Source organism: Janthinobacterium sp. BCJ23 (assembly GCF_059617945.1).
This window is the reverse complement of sequence record NZ_JCAQAW010000014.1, coordinates 45,909-63,779: the sequence shown is the minus strand read 5'-3', so window position 1 is coordinate 63,779 and position 17,871 is coordinate 45,909. Positions and strand designations below refer to the sequence as shown.

At 62.4% G+C, this 17,871-nt stretch carries 17 protein-coding genes; 10 read left to right on the top strand and 7 right to left on the bottom strand.

The window, feature by feature from the left end; all coding sequences use genetic code 11:
• The 4 genes from AC54AG_RS28045 to rpsL all read right to left on the bottom strand — a co-directional run.
• Positions 1–124, bottom strand: a 124-nt coding sequence (locus tag AC54AG_RS28045) for a GTP-binding protein (RefSeq protein WP_017454492.1), incomplete at its 3' end; no start/stop codon positions are given.
• Between the two features lie 72 nt (positions 125–196).
• Positions 197–2,302, bottom strand: a complete 2,106-nt coding sequence (gene fusA, locus AC54AG_RS28040; RefSeq protein ID WP_034753184.1) for an elongation factor G — start codon at positions 2,300–2,302, stop codon at positions 197–199.
• A 108-nt stretch (positions 2,303–2,410) separates the two neighbouring features.
• The gene (gene rpsG, locus AC54AG_RS28035) at positions 2,411–2,881 is read right to left on the bottom strand and encodes a 30S ribosomal protein S7 (protein ID WP_010394377.1); all 471 of its coding nucleotides are present in this window, start codon (positions 2,879–2,881) and stop codon (positions 2,411–2,413) included.
• A gap of 152 nt (positions 2,882–3,033) precedes the next feature.
• Positions 3,034–3,417, bottom strand: a complete 384-nt coding sequence (rpsL, locus tag AC54AG_RS28030) for a 30S ribosomal protein S12 (protein ID WP_010394376.1) — start codon at positions 3,415–3,417, stop codon at positions 3,034–3,036.
• A gap of 433 nt (positions 3,418–3,850) precedes the next feature.
• Between rpsL and AC54AG_RS28025 the strand changes: the two genes are divergently transcribed.
• On the top strand, positions 3,851–5,776 hold the full coding sequence (locus AC54AG_RS28025; protein WP_496632594.1) for a phosphoethanolamine transferase: 1,926 nt from the start codon (positions 3,851–3,853) through the stop codon (positions 5,774–5,776).
• Positions 5,777–5,790: 14 nt separating this feature from the next.
• Here the strand turns inward: AC54AG_RS28025 and AC54AG_RS28020 are convergent, their stop codons facing one another.
• Both AC54AG_RS28020 and AC54AG_RS28015 read right to left on the bottom strand, forming a co-directional pair.
• Positions 5,791–6,087 carry a BrnA antitoxin family protein gene (locus AC54AG_RS28020; RefSeq protein ID WP_257620618.1) on the bottom strand — a complete coding sequence of 99 codons (297 nt, stop codon included), beginning with the start codon at positions 6,085–6,087 and terminating at the stop codon, positions 5,791–5,793.
• The gene (locus AC54AG_RS28015; protein WP_456129473.1) at positions 6,077–6,370 is read right to left on the bottom strand and encodes a BrnT family toxin; all 294 of its coding nucleotides are present in this window, start codon (positions 6,368–6,370) and stop codon (positions 6,077–6,079) included. The genes AC54AG_RS28020 and AC54AG_RS28015 overlap by 11 nt, the downstream gene beginning before the upstream one ends.
• Positions 6,371–6,646: 276 nt before the next feature.
• Here AC54AG_RS28015 and AC54AG_RS28010 point away from each other — a divergent pair, with 276 nt between their 5' ends.
• The 8 genes from AC54AG_RS28010 (at position 6,647) to AC54AG_RS27975 (ending at position 15,581) form a co-directional block, all read left to right on the top strand.
• Positions 6,647–7,918 (top strand): efflux RND transporter periplasmic adaptor subunit, encoded by a 1,272-nt coding sequence (locus AC54AG_RS28010; protein ID WP_496632591.1) that lies wholly within the window; start codon positions 6,647–6,649, stop codon positions 7,916–7,918.
• 34 nt (positions 7,919–7,952) lie between these two features.
• The gene (locus AC54AG_RS28005) at positions 7,953–8,669 is read left to right on the top strand and encodes an ABC transporter ATP-binding protein (protein ID WP_070301644.1); all 717 of its coding nucleotides are present in this window, start codon (positions 7,953–7,955) and stop codon (positions 8,667–8,669) included.
• Positions 8,670–8,678: 9 nt separating this feature from the next.
• Positions 8,679–10,001 carry an ABC transporter permease gene (locus AC54AG_RS28000; protein ID WP_070301645.1) on the top strand — a complete coding sequence of 441 codons (1,323 nt, stop codon included), beginning with the start codon at positions 8,679–8,681 and terminating at the stop codon, positions 9,999–10,001.
• A 28-nt stretch (positions 10,002–10,029) separates the two neighbouring features.
• Positions 10,030–11,268, top strand: coding sequence for an ABC transporter permease (locus tag AC54AG_RS27995; protein WP_338680537.1), 1,239 nt, complete (start codon positions 10,030–10,032; stop codon positions 11,266–11,268).
• Positions 11,269–11,296: 28 nt separating this feature from the next.
• Positions 11,297–12,649 (top strand): sigma-54-dependent transcriptional regulator, encoded by a 1,353-nt coding sequence (locus tag AC54AG_RS27990; protein ID WP_496632588.1) that lies wholly within the window; start codon positions 11,297–11,299, stop codon positions 12,647–12,649.
• The gene (locus tag AC54AG_RS27985; protein ID WP_496632586.1) at positions 12,649–13,980 is read left to right on the top strand and encodes a sensor histidine kinase; all 1,332 of its coding nucleotides are present in this window, start codon (positions 12,649–12,651) and stop codon (positions 13,978–13,980) included. The genes AC54AG_RS27990 and AC54AG_RS27985 overlap by 1 nt, the downstream gene beginning before the upstream one ends.
• A gap of 237 nt (positions 13,981–14,217) precedes the next feature.
• Positions 14,218–14,742, top strand: coding sequence for an FxDxF family PEP-CTERM protein (locus AC54AG_RS27980; RefSeq protein ID WP_034753172.1), 525 nt, complete (start codon positions 14,218–14,220; stop codon positions 14,740–14,742).
• 59 nt (positions 14,743–14,801) lie between these two features.
• Positions 14,802–15,581, top strand: coding sequence for a spermine/spermidine synthase domain-containing protein (locus tag AC54AG_RS27975; RefSeq protein ID WP_496632584.1), 780 nt, complete (start codon positions 14,802–14,804; stop codon positions 15,579–15,581).
• Positions 15,582–15,591: 10 nt separating this feature from the next.
• Here the strand turns inward: AC54AG_RS27975 and pdxR are convergent, their stop codons facing one another.
• Entirely contained in the window at positions 15,592–17,079 is a 1,488-nt protein-coding gene (pdxR, locus tag AC54AG_RS27970; RefSeq protein WP_496632582.1) for a MocR-like pyridoxine biosynthesis transcription factor PdxR, read from the bottom strand.
• 109 nt (positions 17,080–17,188) lie between these two features.
• On the opposite strand from pdxR, the gene AC54AG_RS27965 reads away from it, so the two are divergent.
• Positions 17,189–17,845: a pyridoxamine 5'-phosphate oxidase family protein gene (locus AC54AG_RS27965; protein ID WP_496632580.1), complete on the top strand. Its 657-nt coding sequence runs from the start codon at positions 17,189–17,191 to the stop codon at positions 17,843–17,845.
• Positions 17,846–17,871 lie beyond the last annotated feature (26 nt).

Below are 17,871 nucleotides of genomic sequence, written 5' to 3'. Positions count from 1 at the left end.
CGCCGAATTTCTTCGACAGAACCGTTGCGATTGCAGCGGTCAGCGTGGTTTTACCGTGGTCGACGTGGCCGATGGTGCCGACGTTGACGTGCGGCTTGGTCCGTTCGAATTTACCTTTTGCCATTTTATTCTTCCTTAGAACAATGATTTAAATGTAGGGACCGGCATTCTCGTGAAAGCCGGCCCGGAACTTCTATTACTTAGCTTTCGAGCTTACGATTGCTTCAGTCACATGCTTAGGTGCTTCAGCATAGTGCTTGAATTCCATCGTGTAAGTCGCACGACCTTGGGTCGACGAACGCAACGATGTGGCGTAACCGAACATTTCCGACAGAGGTACTTCGGCCTTGATGATCTTGCCGCCACCGCCAGCAATTTCATCCATACCTTGCACCATGCCGCGACGCGACGACAGATCGCCCATCACGGTACCGGCGTAGTCTTCCGGCGTTTCCACTTCCACGGCCATCATCGGCTCCAGGATGACTGGCGATGCTTTGCGGCAGCCATCTTTGAATGCCATCGAAGCGGCCATGCGGAATGCATTTTCGTTCGAGTCAACATCATGGTACGAACCGAAGAACAGCGTGACTTTCACGTCAACGACTGGGTAACCAGCCATCACGCCCGAAGTCAGCGTGTCGCGCACACCTTTTTCAACTGCAGGGATGTATTCGCGAGGAACGGTACCGCCCTTGATCGCGTCAACGAATTCGAAGCCCTTGCCCGGTTCTTGCGGTTCGATCTTCAGAACCACGTGACCGTATTGACCACGACCACCCGATTGCTTGACGAATTTGCCTTCCGACTCTTCGCACACTTTACGGATCGTTTCGCGGTAAGCCACTTGTGGCTTGCCGACGGTCGCTTCAACGTTGAATTCGCGCTTCATGCGGTCAACGATGATGTCCAGATGCAACTCGCCCATACCGGCGATGATGGTCTGGCCCGATTCTTCATCGGTACGCACGCGGAACGATGGATCTTCTGCAGCCAGGCGGTTCAGCGCCAGGCCCATTTTTTCCTGGTCGGCCTTGGTTTTTGGCTCGACTGCCTGCGAAATCACTGGCTCAGGGAAGACCATGCGTTCCAGAACGACACTGGCTTTTTCGTCGCAAAGCGTATCGCCGGTGGTGGTGTCTTTCAGACCCACAACAGCGGCGATGTCGCCAGCGCGCATTTCCTTGATTTCTTCGCGTTCGTTCGCTTGCATCTGCACGATACGGCCGATACGCTCTTTCTTCTGCTTCACGGAGTTCAACACCGAGTCGCCCGAATTCAGGGTACCCGAGTAGCAACGGATGAAGCACAACTGACCGACGAACGGATCGGTTGCGATCTTGAACGCCAATGCCGAGAATTTCTCATTGTCGTCAGCTGCGCGCTCGACTGGCTGCTCGTCCTCATCCAGACCTGGGACAGGCGGAATGTCGATTGGCGATGGCAGGTACTCGATGACCGCGTCCAACATGGCTTGTACGCCCTTGTTTTTAAAGGCGGTACCGCACAACATTGGAACGATTTCGCTGGCGATGGTACGCTGACGCAGGGCAGCCTTGATCTCTTCTTCCGAGAGGTCGCCTTCTTCCAGGTACTTGTTCATCAGGTCTTCCGACGCTTCAGCAGCGGCTTCAACCATGTTTTCGCGCCACTTGGCAGCATCAGCGGCCAGGTGTGCAGGAATGTCGCCGTATTCGAACTTCATGCCTTGCGAAGCGTCGTCCCAGATAACCGCTTTCATCTTGACCAGATCGATAACACCGGTGAAGACGTCTTCAGCGCCGATAGGCATCTGAATAGGTACTGGATTGGCTTTCAGACGCGAACGCATCTGATCGTAGACCTTGAAGAAGTTGGCGCCGGTACGGTCCATCTTGTTCACGAAGGCCAGACGTGGCACTTTGTACTTGTTAGCCTGACGCCATACCGTTTCCGATTGTGGCTGCACGCCGCCGACTGCACAGTAAACCATGCAGGCGCCATCCAACACGCGCATCGAACGTTCCACTTCAATGGTGAAGTCAACGTGGCCTGGGGTGTCGATGATGTTGATGTGGTGAGCTGGGAAGTTGTTTGCCATGCCTTTCCAGAAGCACGTAACAGCAGCCGAGGTAATCGTGATACCGCGCTCTTGCTCTTGTGCCATCCAGTCGGTGGTGGCAGCGCCATCATGGACTTCGCCCAGCTTGTGGTTCACGCCTGTGTAGAACAGGACGCGCTCGGTCGTGGTCGTCTTACCTGCATCGATGTGAGCGGAGATACCGATATTACGATAGCGCTCAATGGGGGTCTTGCGGGCCATAATTAATCCTAAATGAATGGACAAAACCGAGCAGCATTTTTTTGCAAAAATGAGCCCGGCCTCGAACAACAGATGCTTGACAGCCGCCTTGCGGTAGCTGGCTTTATATTAGAAGCGGAAATGCGAGAACGCTTTGTTCGCTTCAGCCATACGATGGACTTCGTCGCGTTTTTTCATCGCGCCGCCGCGGCTTTCAGCCGCTTCCATCAGCTCACCGCCGAGGCGTTGTGGCATCGATTTTTCGCTGCGCTTGTTAGCAGCTTCACGCAACCAACGCATGGACAGAGCCATACGACGGACTGGGCGAACTTCGACCGGCACCTGGTAGTTTGCACCACCGACGCGACGGGATTTCACCTCAACCAGCGGCTTGGCGTTGTTGATTGCGGTAGCAAAAACTTCGAGCGGATCTTTGCCCGATTTTGCTGCGATGTGCTCGAAAGCACCGTAGATGATGTTTTCTGCAACCGATTTCTTACCGGACAGCATCAGCACGTTTACAAATTTAGCGACATCAGTGTTGCCGAATTTTGGATCTGGCAAAATTTCGCGCTTGGGTACTTCACGACGACGTGGCATATCAATTCCTTTCAATCTTCAGTTGAGCGCGCGTTCTTCGCACACTCGCGGACGACCATCATAGTCTTCCACTTACTCGACCAGATGCGGTCGACTACATTCACTTAGCTAGTTGCCACTGAGCGAAACTTGGGTTTGCTGCGTACAACTTATTACTTCTTGCCAGCTTTAGCGCGCTTGGTACCGTACTTCGAACGCGATTGCTTACGGTCTTTAACGCCTTGGGTATCCAGAGCACCGCGAACCATGTGGTAACGCACACCCGGCAAATCCTTGACGCGGCCGCCGCGCAACAGCACAACACTATGCTCTTGCAGGTTATGGCCTTCACCGCCAATGTACGAAATGACTTCGAAACCATTGGTCAGGCGAACTTTAGCGACTTTACGCAGAGCCGAGTTAGGCTTCTTTGGAGTCGTGGTGTAAACACGTGTGCAGACGCCACGTTTTTGCGGGCTGTTTTCCAGCGCCGGCGATTTGCTCTTCACGGTCAAAGCGACGCGTGGATTGCGAATCAATTGATTGATGGTTGGCATCGTTATAAATCCAACAAAAAACTACGATTAATAACCCGGGCAAGATGCCCGGCGACTAAAACCTCGTCCCGCTTTCATCTACTGCGCACCGGAGGCGCCCGCAGCCACTCGATTAGGAGCGGCCATGAAATGCCAAGTAATGCGTAAACGATGAGCAGAATAAAATCGAGAACTCGCTAGTTTAGACCTTGTGCCACAGGGGGTCAATCGGTTTACCACTTTTTGCTATAAAAAAAGGCAAAAATGGCAGGTGTTTGTGGCATTTTGACTAATCTTTGGCACCGATGCGCGGATGCCGGCATGCGTAAACGATTGATGATTTGGCATTCTTTCCCTGCGGCCAAGCATCTGCCGTGCACATTCTTGTGTGACCGCAAGACAACAAAAGGATTGATAATAGCGGACATTTTTCGCTGCCCTCCCGCCCTCCTTTATGCGCTCCTTGCTTCGCCCCGCCAATCTGATCCTGCTCCTGACGTATGCCTCGCTGACGGCCGTGCCCTTCATCCCCGCGCTGCTGGGGCGTGCGCTCGAGCATCCATGGCAGATGCTCACGTTCGAGCTGCTGGCCTGGCTGGCCGTCTGGAGCATCTTCAAGCGCCCCGCCTACTTCCACTGGCTGCTGGTGCCCGCCTTCCTGGCCCTGCCGACGGAAATCTACCTGTTCATCTTCTATGGCCAGGGCATTTCCACGCACCACCTGGGCATCATCTTCGAAACCAGCCCCAAGGAAGCGATGGAATTCCTCGGGCAAAAAGTATGGCTGATGGGCGCCGTCATGCTGGGCGTGATCACCTGGTGCGCCCTGAGCTGGTATGCGGCCACGCGCACGCGCGACCTCGATTGGCGCGGCAAGACGCGCCCGGCCGCCTTCGTGCTGCTGATCTTGCTGGGCGGCTTCTGGTGGTATGGCTACGAATTCGGTTTCGAGGCCAAGGTCGTGCACAGCGCCGCCGCGTCAGCCAAGGCAAGCAAGCCGGCGGTCAGCGCCAAGGCGGGCGCCTCCGGCTTCGGCGACGCCAGCTCGGCCGACGATGAAACGGAGGAGGAAGACGAGGAAAGCAGCAAGCCGGAGAACGCCAGCATCGCCGGCGCCGATGAAACGGGCCTGGGCTGGCCCAGCCTGCCCCACTGGGCGCGCCTGCCCTACGCCTTCGACACCGTCAGCAATTCCTGGCCCTTCGGCCTGGCCGCGCGCGGCTTCGATTTCTACAAGGAACGCAAGTACCTGGCCGAGCTGGGACAGAAAAGCAGCAGCTTCCGTTTCGGCGCGCACCAGCAACAGCCCGATACCAGCCCGGAAGTGGTGGTCATGGTGATCGGCGAATCGTCGCGCTACGACCGCTGGAGCTTGAACGGCTACGAACGCGACACCAATCCCCTGCTGAAACAGGAAAGCAACCTGGTGCCGCTGGCCGACGTCATCACGGCCGTTTCCGCCACGCGCCTGTCCGTGCCCGTCATCATCTCGCGCAAGCCGGCCACGCAAAGCCTCAAGGATGGCTTCTCGGAAAAATCCTTCCTGACCGCCTACAAGGAAGCGGGCTTCAAGACCTACTGGCTGTCGAACCAGATCTCGTTCGGCCAGTTCGACACGCCCGTGTCCGTCTTCGCCAAGGAAGCGGACGTGGTGCAATTCCTGAACCTGGGCGGCTTTACCAACAGTTCGAACTTCGACCAGATCCTGTTCGACCCGTTCAAGAACGCGCTGGCCGACCCGGCGCCGAAAAAACTCATCGTGCTGCACACCCTGGGCAGCCACTGGAACTACAGCCAGCGCTATCCGAAGGCCTTCGACAAGTGGCAGCCGTCGCTGTTCGGCGTCGACAAGCCCGTCTACACGGACACGGCCATCAAGCCGCAGCTGAACAACAGCTACGACAGCTCCATCCTGTACACGGACTGGTTCCTGTCGAACGTGATCGGCATGCTGAAGGACGACGGCCAGCGCACCGCCCTGCGCAGCTCGCTCGTCTATGTGGCCGACCACGGCCAGACCCTGTACGACGGCACTTGCCGCCTGGCCTTCCACGGGCACAACACGCAATTCGAATTCCACGTGCCCGCCTTCGTCTGGTATTCGCCGCAATTCCAGCAGCACTATCCGGACAAGGTAACGCAGCTGCGGCGCCATCAGAAGGCGCGCCTGTCGACGGAAAACATGTTTCACACCCTGCTCGACCTGGGCGACATCCGCTTTGCCGGCGAACAGCCCGAATGGAGCATCGCCAGCGCCCGCTTCAAGCAGCACAAGCGCTACGTCGACAGCTACGGCTGGACCAACTACGACAACGCCATCATCCGCGGCGATTGCCGCGAAGTGATCGACAAGAGCACGCCGGAGAAGCAGGACAAGTAAGCGGAGGGCGGTTCTCAGGCCGCCGCGGAATTGCGTTCTGCATCGCGCTCCGCATCGCGCAGCAGCGCTTCCGGCACGCCGCGCTTTTTCAGCGCAGCGATCAGCCGTGCCGTCGAGCCCTGCGCCAGTTGCGCCTCATCGCGGCGCAAGCCGTCGCTCAGATAGGCTTTCAACAGCGTTTGATAACCGGCAAAGCCACGTAGTGGAGCGATCTCTTTCATGGCGTCCACTACATCGACCGGAATGCGCAGGGTAATCGACGTCATGGGACGATCTTTCGCCAAGCGGGTTTTCAAGCGGTCAGACAGCATATTCAGTTTCCTCCTTCTGATCCGCCAGACGGGCGGAAATAATACGGATGGCAACGTCCTCGATCTCGACATGTACCACGAACAGCAGCCGCCCGGCAGCATCGAAGCCGATGGCGGCATCGCGTGCCTCCTGATTGCGCGAGGCTTCCACCAGAACCAGCAGCGGGTCTCCAAACACCTGGGCGGCCTCCTCAAACCTAACCCCATGCTTGCGCTGGTTCAGCTGCGCCTTGGCAGCGTCCCATACAAACGCATCAGCCCCCAGGGTGAAGTGGACGTCCATGCAAGAAGATTAGCACGCGTATTGACGATGTCAATACATCAGTATCAAACCAGAGGAACGCATGTCCCCAGGCCTTGTCCGTGATACCGGCATCAAAACCGCGCTGCGCAAGCAGGACGATGCAGTTGGCGGCCTGCAGCACGCCATGCGTGCGCGGACACCGCTTGGACAGCGCGGACACGGCGGACAGCCGGACGCCTGGATTTTTTCCCATCCAAATCAAAGGCTTAACAATTGGCATGGATCGTGCATTGGAAAGGAAATCCTTCACGAGACATGACCATGATCCGCGATACCTCTTCTCAAGACGCCGTACTGTCCGCTCCGCCAGGCCAGCGCTATAAGCGACGCGCCCTGCTGCTCGCTGGCGCCGTCGTCATCATCGGCGGCGCCATCGCTGTCGTTGCCGGCTGGCGCAACAGCGAGCATTCCGTCAACAGCAGCCGCCTGCGCATCGCCGATGTCACGCGCGGCACCCTGATACGTGACGCCGCCGTCACGGGCCGCGTCGTCGCCGCCATCAGTCCCACCCTGTATTCGACCACGGTGGCCACCGTCACGCTGAAAGCGAAGGCGGGCGACACGGTGAAAAAGGGCGACATCCTGGCCGTGCTGGAGTCGCCGGACCTGTCCGACGCACTCAAGCGCGAACAATCGAGCGTACAGCAGCTGGAGGCGGAAGTGGCGCGCCAGCAGATCCTGGCCAAGAAGCAGAAATTGCTGGCGCGGCGCGAAGCCGACACGGCGGAAATCGACCGCCTGTCCGCACAGCGCACGCTGGAGCGCTACGAGAGTGTGGCGCAGGTGGGCATCATCGCCAAGATCGATTACCAGAAGGCCAAGGATGCCTTGAATTCGGCCGATATCCGCAGCAAGCACGCTTCGCAGGCGGCGGGCCTGGAAAGCGAAGACGTGACCCTGGCCCTGAAAACAAAGAGCAATGAACTCGAACGCCAGCGTCTCGTCCGCGACAACGCCCAGCGCAGGGTCGATGAACTGACCGTGCGTGCGCCCGTCAACGGCTTCATCGGCACCCTGTCGGTGGCCAACCGCAGCGTGGTGCAAGCCAATACGGCACTGATGACCCTGGTCGACCTGTCGCAGCTGGAAGTCGAGCTCGAGGTGCCGGAAACCTATGTGGCCGACATCGGCCTGGGCATGCGCGCCGAGATCGAAACGGGCGCCATCCGGGCGACCGGCAAGCTGTCGGCGCTGTCGCCCGAAGTGGTGAAAAACCAGGTGCTGGCGCGCGTGCGTTTCGATGGCGAACAGCCGGCCGGCCTGCGCCAGAACCAGCGCGTGGCGGCGCGCCTGCTGATCGATGAAAAACCGAATGTGCTGATGCTGGCGCGCGGCTCCTTCGTCGAAGCGGAAGGCGGCCGTTTCGCCTACGTCGTGCGCGACGGCGTAGCGATGCGCACGCCGATCAAGCTGGGCGCGACCAGCGTGTCATCAGTGGAAATTCTCGACGGCTTGAAGCTGGGCGACAAGGTCGTCGTCGCCGGCACGGAAAACTTCGAGAACGCGGCCCGCGTCTCGCTCAACTGACACATCATTCAACTTATACCCTGAGAGGCCCTCCATGCTGCGCATGCAAAACCTGAGCAAAGTCTACCGCACCCACATGATTGAAACCCACGCGCTGCGCGGCTTCGACATCCATGTGCAACAAGGTGAATTCGTCACCGTCACGGGGCCGTCCGGTTCGGGCAAGACGAGCTTTCTGAACATCGCCGGCCTGCTCGAGGAATTCACCGACGGCGAATACATACTCGACGGCGTCAACGTCAGGGGCATGGACGACAACGCCCGCTCGCGCCTGCGCAATGAAAAACTCGGCTTCATCTTCCAGGGTTTTAATCTGATTCCCGACCTGTCGCTGTTCGACAACGTCGACGTGCCGCTGCGCTACCGGGGCTTCAACCGCGCCGAACGCAAGGAACGCATCGAGGACGCGCTGGCCAAGGTCGGCCTGGCCTCACGCATGAAGCATTATCCGGCCGAACTGTCGGGTGGCCAGCAGCAGCGCGTGGCCATCGCGCGCGCGCTGGCCGGCTCGCCCAAGCTGCTGCTGGCCGATGAACCGACGGGCAACCTGGACACGCAGATGGCGCGCGGCGTAATGGAACTGCTGGAAGACATCAACGCGCAAGGCACCACCATCCTGATGGTCACGCACGATCCGGAACTGGCGCTGCGCAGCCAGCGCAACGTGCACATCATCGATGGCCAGGTGTCGGACCTGGTGCAGCACGGCGCCACGCTGTCGGCCAGGCCGCAGCACGCCGCGACCGCGTAAGGAGAGCCCATGTTCCGCTACTATTTCACCTTGGGCTTGCGCAGCCTGCGCCGCAACCGCGCCCTGACGGCGCTGATGATACTGACCCTGGCCGTCGGCGTGGCCGCCAGCGTGTCCACCGTCACCATCCTGCACGCCATGTCGGGCGACCCGCTGCCGCACAAGAGCGACCGCCTGTTCGTGCCGATGATCGACATCCTGCCCATGAAAGGCTATGTCGCCGGTGAAAAGCCGGGCTTTCCGCAAATGCAGATGAGCTATATCGACGCCCAGAACTTCATGCGCAGCAAAATCGGCGTACGCCGCACCGTGATGTTCGGCGTGGCCGGCCCGGTCGAACCCTTGCGCAAGGATATCGGCGTCTTCAATGCGCAGGGCATGGCGCCCACGCGCGACTTCTTTGCCATGTTCGAGCCGCCATTCCTGTACGGCCAGCCATGGAGCGACGCCGACGACGCCAGCGGCGCCGACGTGATCGTGCTCAGCCGCGCGCTGTCGGAGAAACTGGTCGGCAGCGCCAATCCGGTCGGCCAGCGCGTCACGGTGCTGGGCCGGCCCTACATGGTGACGGGCGTCTTGGCTACCTGGGACGTCGTGCCGCGCGCCCATCACATTATCGGCAGCAAGGGGGCATTCGGGCCGGAGGACGAATTCTTCATTCCATTCGCCAGCGCCATCCGCCACGAGACCGTGCACGATGGCGGCATGAGCTGCAACGGCGACAATAACGCACCCGGCTACCAGGGCACGCTCGCCTCGGGCTGCACCTGGCTGCAGTTCTGGTTCGAGATGGCCAGCAGCGGCGAGCGCGGCCAGTTGCAACAATACCTGGACGCCTATGCGGGCGAGCAGCGCAAGCTGGGGCGCATGCAGCGCAATGCGCCGAACAGCCTGTACGACCTGAACGAATGGATGGGTTTTTTGCAGGTGGTCGACAACGACAACAAGCTGGCGGCATGGCTGGCCTTCGGCTTCTTGCTGCTGTGCCTGGTCAATACCATCGGCCTGCTGCTGGCGAAGTTTTCCGTGCGCGCGTCCGAGGTGGGCATCCGCCGCGCGCTGGGCGCCACCCGGCGCGACATCTTCCGCCAGTTCCTGATCGAGACCACCGTGATCGGCCTGGCCGGTGGCGTACTGGGCCTGCTGCTGGCGTTTGGCGCGCTGGCCGTGGTCAGCAAGCAGTCGGAGGATCTGGGCACGGTCGCGCACATGGACATACCGATGCTGCTGCTGACGTTTGCCATGTCGGTGCTGGCCGCCGTGCTGGCAGGCCTGCTGCCCACCTGGCGCGCCTGCCAGGTGACGCCGGCGATCCAGCTCAAATCCCAATGAACATCGTTTACCCAACATGAGGTCCAGCATGGAAATCCGTCCCATCCTGTCGGCGCTGATGCGCAGCAAAACCGGCGCCGTCCTGGTGGCGGTGCAAGTGGCAATCAGCCTGGCCATCCTGGCCAACGCCCTGCACATCGTCAACCTGCGCCAGGCCGTCGCCGCGCGGCCCACCGGCGTGGCCGCCGAAAGCGATATTTTTTACGTCAGTATCCAGAACATCAACCGCGGCAGCCATGAGCGCCAGCTGGCGGAACAGAAGCGCCAGGCGGCACTGCTGCGCGCGCTGCCGGGCGTGATGTCGGTGGCGCAAACGTCGCAGGCGGTGCTGTCGCGCTCCGGCCACAGTACCAGCGTGTCGGCCAAGCGCGGCCAGGCTTCGGCCAGCGCCGAAGTGTCCACCTATGTCAGTCCCGATTCGCTGATCAGGACGTATGGCTTGCAATTGGTCGAAGGCCGCGATTTCCGGCCCGACGAGGTGCCCGAAATCAACGAAGACGTCGACGAGAGCTCGCCCAAGGTGCTGATACTGACGCGGGCGGCGGCGCAAAAGATCTGGCCCGGCGAGACCAGCTTTGTCGGCAAGACCTTGTACCAGGGCACCGGCAACGACGACCCGGAACTGCGCGTGGTCGGCGTCGTCGAACGGCTGCAGACCCAAGGCGCGCAGACCAAGCCGCGCGGCGAGTATTCGGCCCTGCTGCCGACACGCCTGACGGGTGGGCGCGACCTGCTGATGTACGCCGTGCGGGCCGAACCCGGCCAGCGTGACCGCCTGATGCAGGAGGCGGAGCAGGCCATCCGCAGATCCAGCACGGACCGGCTGCTGGTACACACCGACACCCTGGAACAGCACCGCAAGGCGCGCTACCGTGCCGACCAGGGCCTGTCGTGGATGCTGATCGCCGTGTCGACCCTGCTGCTGCTGGTCACCGCCAGCGGCATCGTCGGCATCGCCAGCCTGTGGGTGTCGCAGCGCCGCAAACAAATCGGCGTGCGCCGCGCCCTGGGCGCCCGCCGCATCGACATCCTGCGCTACTTCCTGACCGAAAATTTCATGATCACCAGCGTCGGCGTGGCGTGCGGCGTGCTGCTGGGATTGGGCTTGAACCAGCTGCTGGTAAGCCAGCTGGAAATGGCGCGGCTGCCGCCCGGCTATCTGCTGGCCGGCGCGCTCGTGTTCTGGCTGCTGGGCGTGGGCGCCGTGTACGGCCCGGCATGGCGCGCGGCCAGCATTTCGCCCGCCACTGCCACCCGCAGTGCCTGAGCCGGCACCTCAGTGATATGCTGCGCGCATGCCTACCGTACTCATTATTGACGACAATGCCGCCGTGGCCATCGCGCTCGACGTGCTGCTCTCCCTGCACGAGATCGACGCCGTGCGCGCCGCCTCGCCCGAGGAAGGCTTGCAGCTGCTCGAGCGCCACGCCATCGACCTGGTGGTGCAAGACATGAACTTCACGGCCGACACCACATCGGGCGAGGAAGGCGGCGCGCTGTTCCACGCGATCCGCGCACGCTACCCGGATCTGCCCGTGATCCTGCTGACGGCATGGACCCAGCTCGACGCCGCCGTCGACCTGATCAAGTCCGGCGCGGCCGACTACCTGGCCAAGCCATGGGATGACCGGCGCCTGATCGCCAGCGTGCAGAACCTGCTGGAGCTGGGACAGGCCAACCGCGCGCTGCGCCAGCGCGTGGTGGCCGAGCAGCGCCAGCGCCACACCCTGGAACACGACTTCGACTTGCGCGGCATGGTGTGGCAAGACCCGGCCACGGAACGAGTCGTGCACCTGGCGTGCCAGGTGGCGCGCGCCGACGTGCCCGTGCTCATCTCGGGGCCGAACGGCAGCGGCAAGGAACGCATCGCCGCCATCGTGCAAGCCAATTCCCAGGTCGCCAGCGGCCCCTTCGTCGTGCTCAATTGCGGCGCCGTGCCCGTGGAGCTGATCGAGGCGGAACTGTTCGGCGCGGAAGCGGGCGCCTACACGGGCATCACGCGCGCGCGCGACGGCAAGTTCGACGCGGCCGACGGCGGCACCCTGTTCCTCGACGAGATCGGCAACCTGCCGCTGGCCGGACAAATGAAACTGCTGCGCGTGCTCGAAACGGGACGCTTCGAGCGCCTCGGCTCGAACCGCGAGCGGCAAGTGAAAGTGCGCGTCATCAGCGCCAGCAACGCCGACCTGCCGGCGATGATCAAGGCCGGCACGTTTCGCGAAGACCTGTTCTACCGCCTGAATGTGATCGAACTGCGATTGCCGGCGCTGGCCCAGCGCCCGCTGGACATCCTGTTCCTGGCGCGGCATTTCCTGGGCGGCGAAAAGACGCTGGACGCGCAGGCGCAGGCGACCTTGCTGGCGCACGGCTGGCCAGGCAATGTGCGCGAACTGAAAAACGTCATGCAGCGCGCCAGCCTGCTGACGGCCGGCCCGGTGATCGGCGCGCTGGAAACGGGCTTGCCGCTGGCCGGTGCGGCATCGCCGCGCGCGCCGCAGGATGCCGGCGCGACGGAACCGGACCGCGACAGCGTCACCGCGGCGCTCGCGCGTGCGCACGGCGTGGTGGCGCAGGCGGCTCAGGAACTGGGGCTGTCGCGCCAGGCCCTGTACCGTCGCATGGAACGCCTGGGCATCGCGCGCGGCTGATGGGATACCGCCCCATACGCCTCTCGCTGCTCACGCGCTGGACGGCGCTGATCGTCACCCTGCTGGTGCTGGGCATCGTCATCGCCCTGCTGCTCGCGCACTTTTTGCCAGGCCAGCCGCTGCTGGTGCTGGCCGGTACCCTGCTGTGCGTGCTGCCGGTGGCCGTCATCACCATCCGCGCGCAGCTGCAATCGATGCTGTCGCTGTTTCGCGCCTTGAGCGGCACAGTGACGAGCTACCAGGACGGCGACTTCGGCTTCAGCCTGCGTTGGCCGCAGGACGATGAGCTGGCCGACCTGGTGGCGGCCCACAATGCGCTGGGTGACGTGCTGCGCAAGCAGCGTCTGGACCTGGTGCAGCGCGAACTGCTGCTCGACACCATGGTGCAAAACACGCCGGTGGCCATGCTGCTGGTTGCCGAGGGCAGCGCCATCGTCTACGCCAACCTGGCCGCGCGCCAGTTGCTGCACCAGGGACGCCGGCTGGAAGGGCATCACCTGGCCGACATCGTGCAGCAGGCGGCGCCGGCCTTGGCCGAAGCGCTGGCGCGCCGCAACGACGGCTTGTTTACCAGCGGCGAAGGGGAAGAGGAAGAGGTGTATCACCTGGCGCGGCGCAGCTTCAGCCTGAACGGGCGCAAGCACGAACTGCTGCTGTTGCGCCAGCTGACCCTGGAACTGCGGCGCCAGGAAGTGCAGACCTGGAAAAAAGTCATCCGCGTCATCAGCCATGAGCTCAATAACTCGCTGGCGCCACTGGCTTCGCTGGCCCATTCCGGCGCCGAACTGGTACGCCGCGGCCAGACGGAACGCCTGCCGCAAATCCTCGCCACCATCGAGGAGCGCACGCGCCACCTGGAAACCTTCATCCTCGGCTATGCGCGCTTTGCCAAGCTGCCCGCGCCGCGTCTGGCGCCGTGCGAATGGCCGCCCTTCCTCGACGGTCTGGCCTCGCAGGCAGCCTTCACGCTGGACGGCCCGCCACCCGCACAGGCGGCCGTGCTCGATGCGGCGCAAATGCAGCAGGCGCTGCTGAACCTGCTCAAGAATGCGCTGGAATCGGGCTCACGGGAAGAGCATATCGGCCTGCACGTCAGCCAGGCGCATGGCCAGCTGCGCATCGAAGTGCGCGACCGCGGGCCGGGCATGAGCGGCGCCGTGCTGGAAAACGCGCTGGTGCCGTTTTATTCCACCAAGCGCAGCGGCACGGGACTGGGCCTGGCCCTGGCGCGCGAAATCGCCGAAGCCCATGGCGGGCGCATCACCCTGGCCAACCGCGAAGGCGGCGGCCTGGCGGTGACCTTGATTCTTCCCTTGCTGGACAGAAATTAGTTCCCAGCGTAACGATTTTTAGACCACAAAATCCCGGACGATTTTGAGTAAAATATTGACAATAAAAATTGTCAATATTGAAATCACTCGCGTCCCATGCCCGTGTGTTAGAAATAAGCTATTTGAGTTTGCATAATGATATTGAAATAACTAATTGACAACGCGATGTCTCAGCGATAATTTATCAGCGCGGTACGGTTTTTTTGAAACATCAATCGTCTTTTCGCGGGGATCAACATGAAATTAAAATCACTCATCGCAGCGGCAGTACTGAGCGCTGCTTCCATCGGCAGCGCCAGTGCCGCCGACTACATCGTCAACCTCGTCAATACCACGGGGAATCTGTGGACCAGCGGCTTCAGCGCCGTGCCCAGTCCGCTCGGCGACTTCACCGATACCTTCACGTTCACACCCGATGCGACCTTCGGTTCCACCGCGCAAGCCTTTCTGGCCAACCTGTCCGTCACAGGTTCGGACAGTTCCTCCATCAGCTTCACCAGCGCCAACCTGAATGGCATCGGCCTGACCGGCTTTGGCGGCCCCACCGTCTTTGGCTATGCCCAGGGCGAAATACTGGCGCCTACGAACCTCCTGTTCAATGGCCCGCTGGTCCTCACCGTCATCGGCAACACCAAGGGCGGCAGTTATGGCGGCGTCTTCAACCTGAACCTGGCTCCCGTTCCTGAACCGGAAACCTATGGCATGCTGCTGGCCGGCCTGGGCATACTCGGCTTCCTGGCGCGGCGCCGCAAACAATCTTGAGCGCTCCACCCAAAAGACGCCACGGCGTCTTTTTCTTTGGCGGCTGCTAAACTGGCGCCATGACGACCGACTTTACCTCCACCAGCCATACCGCTTTCAGCCACCCGGGCCACCCGCCCGCCACCACCACCGAACACCGCGGCATCCGCTACCTGCACCTGGGAACCAAGTGGGTGCAAGGCGCCATGCGCCTCGACAAACCCGATGCCATCGAACTTGAATACGTGCAGATGATGATGATGTGGATGCTGTTCAAGACGCAGCCCAGACGCATCGTGCAGCTGGGCCTGGGCAGTGCCTCGCTGACCAAGTTCAGCTACCGCCGCTTCCCCGACGCCTCGGTCACAGCCATTGAACTCAATCCGAACGTGATCGCCATCTGCGGCGCCCAGTTCGCGCTGCCGCCGAACGACGCTCGCCTCGATGTGTGCGAAATGAATGCGCTCGACTTCGTGCTCGACCCAGCCAACCATGGCACCGTCGACGCGCTGCAGGTGGACCTGTACGATGAAGACGCGCGCGGCCCCGTGCTCGACACGCCCGAGTTCTACCAGGCCTGCTTCGACTGCCTGACGGACGACGGCATCATGTGCACGAATGTCTTCGGCGACTTCCCCAACTACGACAAGAATCTGCAGGCGATGGAACTGGTCTTCGACGCCGTCGTCTGGGTGCCGGAAACGGAAGATGAAAACATCGTCGTGCTGGCCTTCAAAAAATCGCCATCGCTCGACTTCAGCGATTTATACGAACGCGCCGCCACCATCAAGAAGCAATTCAACCTGCCCGCCAAGAACTGGGTCAACGGTTTGAAACAGTGGATGCAGGACCAGCAATAAGATAACCGCATCACGCCGGCAGCACTGCGCCCAGGCGGCGCGCCAGGCCATCCATATTCTCGGCCGGTACCTGGGCATAGCCGAGCAGAAAACCGTTCCAGCCTGCCTCTTCTCGCGTCCCCTCGCCCGTGCCATGGGCGGACAGCGCCAGCGCCACGATGCCGTCCTGCGCAGCGCGGCGGCTCAGCGCCAGGTCATCCCATGCGCGATCGTGAAAACGCAGCGCCAGGTGCATGCCGGCCGTGCCGCCATGGATGGCCGCGCCCCCACACGCATGGCGCTGCAGTGCCTCGCTCAAGGCGTCGCGGCGCTGGCGGTACAGGCGGCGCATACGGCGTACATGGCGCGCAAACAGGCCGCTGCGCAGGAACTCGGCCAGCGCCAGCTGTTCGGCCACGCGGCCCCGCGCGGCGCCCTGCGCCTGCATCTGCGCGAAGGCCCCGGCCAGCGCGGCCGGCACGACAATAAAGGCCAGGCGCAAGGCGGGGAACATGGTCTTGCTGAAGGTGCCCAGGTACACGATGGGCGCATCGGCCACCAGTCCCTGCATGGCCGCCAGCGGCGGGCCGCCATGGCGAAATTCGCTGTCGTAATCGTCTTCGATGATCAGGGCGCCGGCCGCGCGCGCGCGTTCGAGCAGCGCCATGCGGCGCGCGGGACTGAGTACGCTGCCCGTCGGATACTGGTGCGACGGCGTCGTGTAGATCAGGCGCGGCGGCGTATCGCGCCAGTCCTCGTCCGTCGGCGCGATGCCATCCATGTCGACGGCGATACCCGTCACCTGCAAGCCCGCGCCACGGCCCGCCGCCAGCGCGCCGCCATAGCCGGGATGCTCGATCCACAAGGTATCTCCCTGGTCGGCAAAGGCGCGCAGGCAGACATCGAGGCTGCTCTGCGTACCGTCCGTGATGAACACCTGGCCCGCATCGCAGACGACGCCGCGCGCGGCGCGCAAATGGTCGGCGATGGCCATGCGCAGCTGCGGCTCGCCGGCAGGGTCGCCGTAATTGAGCTGGCGCGGCGTCAGCGCGCGCCACGCGCGGTCCAGCATGCGCCGCCACTGCGCCAGCGGAAATTCGTCAAGCGCCGGCACGCCTGGCGCGAACGCGCCCATCGCGTCGGCGGGAAACACCACCGCCGCGCTGGCATCCTGCCCCGCCACGCCGCGCAAACGCCGGGCGCGGCGCGACAAACCGTCATTGCCGTCGCCGGCAGCAGGTGCCGCTTCCGGCACGCCAACGCTGCCGGCGACGACGGTGCCGCGCCGGTCCGGCAAGACAAACCCTTCGCTGGCCAATTGCTCGTAAGCGTACAGCACGGTATTGCGCGCCAGTCCCAGTTCGGCGGCCAGCACGCGCGTGGCGGCCAGGCGCGTGCCAGGGGCCAGCTGGCCGCCGCGGATCGCTGCGCGCAGGCATTCATGCAGCAGGCGCTGGCGCGGCCAGCCCCGCTCGCGGTGCGTGCGCTCGAATGCGTTCAGCAGCAAAGCAAAATCCATGTGGCTCCCTCAACTGTGGCTCTACATTATTTATCGGTTCTGGATCTTTTTTCAGGGCCAGATGCCGATTATAGTGCGGCCTTCCTCTTCAACCAACGGGACTTCCGCCATGACCACTACCGCCCTGCCTCCCAGCCCCCGTACCCGCGTGCGCCGCGTCGCCGAACTGGCCAGCTACGAGCAAGCCGCCCTGTACGCCATCCTCGATGCCGCCTACCTGTGCCATATCGCCTTCCACGACGACAAGGGCAGCCATTGCATCCCGACCGCCTGCTGGCGCATCGATGGCCACCTGTATATCCACGGCTCGAACGGCAGCCGCATGCTCAAGCTCCTGCAAGACAGCGACGTATGCGTGACGGTCACCCATCTCGACGGCCTGGTGCTGGCGCGCTCCGCCTTCAACCACACGATGAACTACCGTTCGGCGATGGTGTACGGGCGGTTTGAAAAAATCAGCGACATCGGCCAGCAGCATGCGGCCATGGACGCGCTGATGGAAAAGCTGATGCCGGGACGCCTGGCGCACGTGCGCGGCGGCAACGCCAAGGAATACGCGGCCACCACCGTGCTGCGCATCGCGCTCGACGAATACGCCGTCAAGCAGCGCAAGGGCGGCCCGCTCGACGATGCTGGCGACATGGCGCATGCCGTCTGGACGGGCGAACTGCCGTTCACGCACAGCCGTGGCGCGGCCGTCGCCGATGCGCTCAACACCTGCGACATGCCCGCGTATGCCGCCGCATGGGGGACGGAATCCGCTTGACCGGCCAGCGTGCTTGACCGATGATC

Coding starts and splice junctions, on each gene's coding strand:
- AC54AG_RS27965 (WP_496632580.1), top strand. CDS start 17,189: ATGACCACTACCGCCCTGCCTCCCAGCCCCCGTACCCGCGTGCGCCGC.
- AC54AG_RS27980 (WP_034753172.1), top strand. CDS start 14,218: ATGAAATTAAAATCACTCATCGCAGCGGCAGTACTGAGCGCTGCTTCC.
- AC54AG_RS27995 (WP_338680537.1), top strand. CDS start 10,030: ATGGAAATCCGTCCCATCCTGTCGGCGCTGATGCGCAGCAAAACCGGC.
- AC54AG_RS27975 (WP_496632584.1), top strand. CDS start 14,802: ATGACGACCGACTTTACCTCCACCAGCCATACCGCTTTCAGCCACCCG.
- rpsG (WP_010394377.1), bottom strand. CDS start 2,881: ATGCCACGTCGTCGTGAAGTACCCAAGCGCGAAATTTTGCCAGATCCA.
- AC54AG_RS27985 (WP_496632586.1), top strand. CDS start 12,649: ATGGGATACCGCCCCATACGCCTCTCGCTGCTCACGCGCTGGACGGCG.
- AC54AG_RS28010 (WP_496632591.1), top strand. CDS start 6,647: ATGACCATGATCCGCGATACCTCTTCTCAAGACGCCGTACTGTCCGCT.
- pdxR (WP_496632582.1), bottom strand. CDS start 17,079: ATGGATTTTGCTTTGCTGCTGAACGCATTCGAGCGCACGCACCGCGAG.
- AC54AG_RS28015 (WP_456129473.1), bottom strand. CDS start 6,370: ATGGACGTCCACTTCACCCTGGGGGCTGATGCGTTTGTATGGGACGCT.
- rpsL (WP_010394376.1), bottom strand. CDS start 3,417: ATGCCAACCATCAATCAATTGATTCGCAATCCACGCGTCGCTTTGACC.
- AC54AG_RS28005 (WP_070301644.1), top strand. CDS start 7,953: ATGCTGCGCATGCAAAACCTGAGCAAAGTCTACCGCACCCACATGATT.
- AC54AG_RS28020 (WP_257620618.1), bottom strand. CDS start 6,087: ATGCTGTCTGACCGCTTGAAAACCCGCTTGGCGAAAGATCGTCCCATG.
- AC54AG_RS28025 (WP_496632594.1), top strand. CDS start 3,851: ATGCGCTCCTTGCTTCGCCCCGCCAATCTGATCCTGCTCCTGACGTAT.
- AC54AG_RS28000 (WP_070301645.1), top strand. CDS start 8,679: ATGTTCCGCTACTATTTCACCTTGGGCTTGCGCAGCCTGCGCCGCAAC.
- AC54AG_RS27990 (WP_496632588.1), top strand. CDS start 11,297: ATGCCTACCGTACTCATTATTGACGACAATGCCGCCGTGGCCATCGCG.
- fusA (WP_034753184.1), bottom strand. CDS start 2,302: ATGGCCCGCAAGACCCCCATTGAGCGCTATCGTAATATCGGTATCTCC.